General features: G+C 69.6%; 3 protein-coding genes. 1 reads left to right on the forward strand and 2 read right to left on the reverse strand.

Going from position 1 to position 5,197, the window contains the following annotated elements; translation table 11 throughout:
- Nucleotides 1-40: 40 nt before the first annotated feature.
- Together MJ783_RS17015 and MJ783_RS17020 are read right to left on the reverse strand one after the other, a co-directional pair.
- Nucleotides 41-838, reverse strand: coding sequence for a maleylpyruvate isomerase family mycothiol-dependent enzyme (locus MJ783_RS17015; RefSeq protein WP_239311446.1), 798 nt, complete (start codon nt 836-838; stop codon nt 41-43).
- A gap of 256 nt (nt 839-1,094) precedes the next feature.
- A complete protein-coding gene (locus tag MJ783_RS17020) occupies nt 1,095-3,425 on the reverse strand; it encodes a helicase-associated domain-containing protein (protein WP_370651659.1) in 2,331 nt (776 codons plus the stop codon).
- Between the two features lie 222 nt (nt 3,426-3,647).
- Between MJ783_RS17020 and MJ783_RS17025 the strand changes: the two genes are divergently transcribed.
- Nucleotides 3,648-5,048, forward strand: coding sequence for a glutamate decarboxylase (locus MJ783_RS17025; protein WP_239311450.1), 1,401 nt, complete (start codon nt 3,648-3,650; stop codon nt 5,046-5,048).
- Nucleotides 5,049-5,197: the final 149 nt, after the last annotated feature.

Genomic DNA, 5,197 nt, shown 5'->3' on the forward strand with positions numbered 1-5,197 from the left:
CCTTGACGGGGCCTCGCCGTGGAGCGCCGGCAGCGTGAGCTCAGAACCCGGGGAAGACGTGTCGCAGGTCGTCCAGGGTGATCGTAGCGCCCGTCAGGGCCACGGTGGCCGGGGTATGCGCGGCTGCGTGACGGCCGGTGACCAACCGCAGCCACCACTCCGCCGGTGCGTTGAGGACCGCGTCGGGCTGATCAGGCTCCTCGCTGGTGAGCGTGACCGTGTCGCCCAGGCCGAGCCCGAAGGAGCGCTCGGGCGCGGTGGTTCGGACCGTGATCGTGGCGTGCCGGTCGCCGAGGGCGCCCGGCCGGCCGAGGAAGCCGATGATCATGCTGACCTGGTCGAGGAGCGGCTCGATCGCGGCCGGTGCCAGGACGGCCTCCGGGTCGAAGGCGACTTCGACATCCCAGGTGTGGTGGGTGAACTCGGAGAGCCGTAGGCCCGCGGCGGTCGCGACGTCCACCGGGGCGGGCAGGAAGCCCAGATCGATCCGCAGCTCGTCGCGGGTGGGCGCGTCGAGGCCTTCGTAGCAGATGATCAGCTTCTCGTTGGCGGTGATGAAGCCCTCGGCGCGCTCGGTTGGCGACAGCGCGTCCCAACGCGCCCAGACCGACGTGTTGAAGTCCGCGGCGGGCACGCCCGTGCCGTTCAGCGCGCCTTCCAAAGTGGCCAGCGTTATCTCCGCACCGCTGCCCAGATGGCTGAGGACCTGGGACACATCCCACCGCGACGCCCCGGACGGCCGGGAGAGGCCGTCCGGGGTAAGCCCGCGTACCACGGCGGTCACCTGGTCGTGCCCGCTGCGCAGTGCATCGATGATCTGGTCGGCACGATCGGTCATGTTCGTCTCCGAGGAAGGTAGGCCCGGCATCCGGTCGCCAGGGCGCTTTTCGCGTCTGTGGACTGCGATCTGCCAGTAGGGTTTACCACACTGCCGTGGTGGTTTAGCGATGCCTGTTCATCGCGGGCCTGGTGGCTGAAACCGGTCCGCGCCACGCGCCAGCACTGCGTCGTTGTCAGTCAGAATGCGCACTCCACGGTCAGCCAGAATGCGCGCGCCGAGCGGCTGGAGACGGTGGAACGGCCAGGATGGCCGATCAGCCCGCGGGGCTGACGGATTCGATGCTGGCGACGGAGAAGTCACGCTGGCCGTTGCGCAGGCGGCACCAGGAGTCGAGCCACTTGCCGTAGAACTGTTGCGGCTGGATTTGGCGGACGGTACGGGTGCCGTTGTTGTCCCGGTAGGCGATGACGATATCGTGCTGATGGTCCACGGCGCTGGCCAGCAGCTCCAGCTCGGCTTCGTTGAGACGGGTGTTCAGCCGGGCCAGCCGCTTGAAGGTACCGGAGTCCGGCATTGTGCCGGCATCGGGATCCGCGGCCAGCCGGTGGGCGAGGTCGGCCGGGGAAAGCCGGCGTGGCCCATGGGCGGGGTCGGTGTAGCGGGGGGACGCCTGGTGTTCCTGCCGACGCGGCACGATCATCGTGCCGGCGGCGTCCTCGGCGATCGGGTAGAAGCCGACCTCGCGCAGGCGGGCCAGCACGTCGTCGAGTTTGAACGGGCTGGCCAAGACGGTAGGTGCCAGTTGGCTGAACTGCAGCTTCGCCAACGACCGGGTATGGCGGATCTCAGTGGTCGAGGCTTCGTCGGAGATGACGCAGCAGCGCATGCCACGAACGCGGACCTGCCCGTGCCGGCGTGCGACATCGGAGATGAGGTACTCCAACGGCTGCGGCACGGCGTGCGCCGCCATGTCACGCAGTTCCGCGAGAAGCGTGTCGGCGCTCCACCCCGCGTCGAGCGCGGCCCGGACGCTCGACGCGGAAAAACGCCACGTACCGGCGGCACCGCGAGACTCGGGGACGGCCGCGTCCCGCAGCAGCCGCGACACCGCCGAACTCGGCTGGCCGGCCACCACCGCGGTCAGATCCGACTGCAGGATGACGGTGAACGTGGCTTCGGGCAGCAGGTCGGCGCACTGCCTCGCCAGTTCGTCGACGGCCTCCGCCGCCACCGCGCTGGCGACGGCCAGCAGATGTTCGCCGAGTTCCGACAGCACATCGAGGGCGACCACCCCGAGCAGCTCCGCCTCTCGCGTCGCCGCGGCGGCCTTGCTGGCGCGCCGGACGGCGTCGTACCCGTCCAGCGGGCTGAACCACTCGATCTCCCGGCCAGCCGCGCGAACCGAACCACCTGAACCAGCGGCGTTCAACATCGCCCGGCGGATCCGGCCCGCTCCCGAGAGCAGCGGCAGCGGCGGCGGGAGATCCTTCTCGCCCTCGATCTCTCGGCTGGACGGCGCATGCTCCAGGGAGAACCAGGCCGACGCGAGGACGGCCCAGCGCCGGCCGGGTTCGGCGACGCGCCATTGCTGGTAGTCAGGGGTGGGTGCGTATCCGTCGTCGGTCTGGCCCAGCAGGCCAGCGGCGTACGCAAGATCGATCCATACCAGGAGGTCGGCCTCGGGCATGGACAGCCGTTTCGCGAGCCGCGACCGTTCCCGAGGCCCGACACCACCCTTTTTCAGGGCTACCACAGGCGTGGCGCGGGCCTCGTCGAGGAGGGCGGTCACCCGTCCTATGGCTTCTTCGGCGGCGGCCTGGGCCGCGGAGCGCACCATCGCCGGGTCGACGTCCGGCCGTGCGATCGCGGGTTGGCCGGTCAGGGAGAAATCGTGCTCGGCCTGCCAGGCGGCGATCACTACCTCGCGCGGCAGCTCAGGCTGGCGGTTGCTGCGCAGTATCAGACCCGCGGCGATCAGGATCTCGGTTTGGCGGGCTGGGGCGGGTGTTCCGTACTCGATGCGCCAGGAGTAGTCGCCGATCAGGCCGCGCCGGAATTCGTCGAGCCGGTCCCGCGCGGGCTGCGGCAAGCCGGAGATGATTTTTATGATCGTTTTCGGATCTGACATCAGTTCGGACAGCTTTATGATCAACTCAGGCTTGCCCAGGCCGCTGGCGCTGGCTCCGAGCGCGGTGACCGCGGTCCGCAGCTCCGTCACGAGGACCGACTGGGCGATCTTCTTCACCGGGCGGGCGGCGTCGAAGTTCGCCGACCAGTGCGCGCGCAGCCGCTCCAGCAGCCGCACCACGTCGGAGTCACGCCAGGCCAGGCCGCGTACGCACAGGTCGGCGGCTCCGTCCCGGACGGCGCTCTCGGGTGCGCCCAGCCAGGCCGCCAGCGCGGGCACCGTCGCGGACCCGCCCAGCACGGCGAGCGCCTGCCCGACATGCACCGTGTCCCTGTTCAGCATCCGCATCGCGGCGACGAGCGAATCCGTGCCGTCCAGCCGTTGGGCGAGCTGGGCGAAACCGCGGGGAACCGGCTCGATCAGGACATCTGGGCGTGCCGCCAGCAAAGCGGTCAGCGACGCCTCGTCCAGGGTTGCCAAGTAGTCGGCAAACGATTCAGCACACACCTGCTTCATTGTGCTGGGCAGCTTACGCCCGGTTCGCGGCGATCACCAGCGGTGGGCGGCCCATCGCCTGGTCGGCGTCGCCGGAGCGCAAACCCAGACTTTCCAGTCCCGTGGCAGTCAGCCGGCGGGCGAGAGCGCATAATCCGACTGCCCCTTCCCGGACCCGCCCCGTGGGACTGATGAATCGTGCGTGGCGCGGGTAGCAGGTAACAGGCAGGAGGTTCACCGGTGATGGCTCTGCACGGCCAGGCAAGCGGCGAGCAGGCACAGGAGACCGTCGACATCCGGCCCCAGTTCGCCCGGCCGGGCGAGGATGTCGTGGTCCCGCGGTTCCGGATGCCGCGGGAGTCGATCACCCCGGAGACCGCATACCAGATCATCCACGACGAGCTGATGCTCGACGGCAACGCGCGGCTCAATCTGGCCACGTTCGTGACCACCTGGATGGATCCGTACGCGGACCGGCTGATGGTCGAGTGCGCATCCAAGAACATGATTGACAAGGACGAGTACCCGCAGACTGCCGAGATGGAGGCGCGTTGCGTCAACATCCTCGCCGACCTGTGGCACGTCCCCGACGCGCTGAACGCGGTCGGCTGCTCGACGACCGGTTCATCCGAGGCATGCATGCTCGCCGGGCTCGCGCTGACCCGCCGGTGGCGCGCCCGGCGTCGGTCGGCCGGCCTGCCGGCGGACCAGCCGAACATCGTCATGGGGGCCAACGTCCAGGTCTGCTGGGAGAAGTTCGCCCGGTACTGGGACGTTGAGCCGCGGCTGGTGCCGCTCGGGCCGGGACGCACCCGGCTGACCGCCGATACGGCGGTGGCGCACTGCGACGAGAACACCGTCGGCGTGGTGGCTGTCCTCGGCTCGACCTTCGACGGCAGCTACGAACCGGTGGCCGAGATCGCGGCCGCGCTCGACCGCCTCGCGGGATCAGGCGGCCCGGATGTGCCGGTGCACGTCGACGCCGCCTCGGGCGGGTTCGTGGCGCCGTTCTGCGATCCGGAGCTGGTCTGGGACTTCCAGCTGGACCGGGTGGCGTCCATCAATGCCTCCGGCCACAAGTACGGGCTGGTCTATCCGGGGGTCGGCTGGGTGCTGTGGCGCGACGAGGCGGCGTTGCCGTCCGATCTGGTCTTCCAGGTGGACTACCTGGGTGGCTCCGTGCCGACGTTCGCATTGAACTTCTCCCGGCCGGGCGCCCAGGTCGTCGCCCAGTACTACGCATTCCTGCAGCTGGGCTGGGAGGGGTACCGGCGGGTGATGCAGACCTGCCGGGACAACGCCCGCTGGCTGGCCGGTGAGGTGGCGAAGCTCGGGCCGTTCGAACTGGTCTCGGATGGCGGCGGTATCCCGGCGTTCGCGTTCGCGCTGCGGGAGGAGGTCACCGGCTACACCGTCTTCGACGTCTCCGAGCTGCTGCGCACCCGCGGCTGGCTGGTACCGGCCTACCGGTTCCCGCCCGCGCTCAACGAGCTGGCGGTGCTGAGGGTGGTCGTGCGTAACGGCTTCAGCCGGGACCTGGCCGGAATGCTGGTCGCGGATCTGCGCCGGGTGGTGAAGCGGTTGTCCGACCCGCACCGGCGTCCGTGGCCTGAAGACAACGGCGTTACCTCCTTCCACCACTGAGAGCGCCCGGGAACCGGGGTGTGGATCAGGGAGCGGGGCTGGGATGCGGGACATGCGTGGCCAGCCGCATGATCTGATGGCTGCTGTCGGTCCTGATGCGGAGGAGGCCTACATGACCATCGCGGAGACGCTCAGGGCTGAGGGCCGTG

The organism is Protofrankia sp. Cj3 (genome assembly GCF_917627355.1).
Classification (GTDB): domain Bacteria; phylum Actinomycetota; class Actinomycetes; order Frankiales; family Frankiaceae; genus Protofrankia.

Bases quoted from the DNA above. Each gene is read 5' to 3' on its own strand.
- MJ783_RS17015 (WP_239311446.1), bottom strand. From the start codon at position 838: ATGACCGATCGTGCCGACCAGATCATCGATGCACTGCGCAGCGGGCAC.
- MJ783_RS17025 (WP_239311450.1), top strand. From the start codon at position 3,648: ATGGCTCTGCACGGCCAGGCAAGCGGCGAGCAGGCACAGGAGACCGTC.
- MJ783_RS17020 (WP_370651659.1), bottom strand. From the start codon at position 3,425: ATGAAGCAGGTGTGTGCTGAATCGTTTGCCGACTACTTGGCAACCCTG.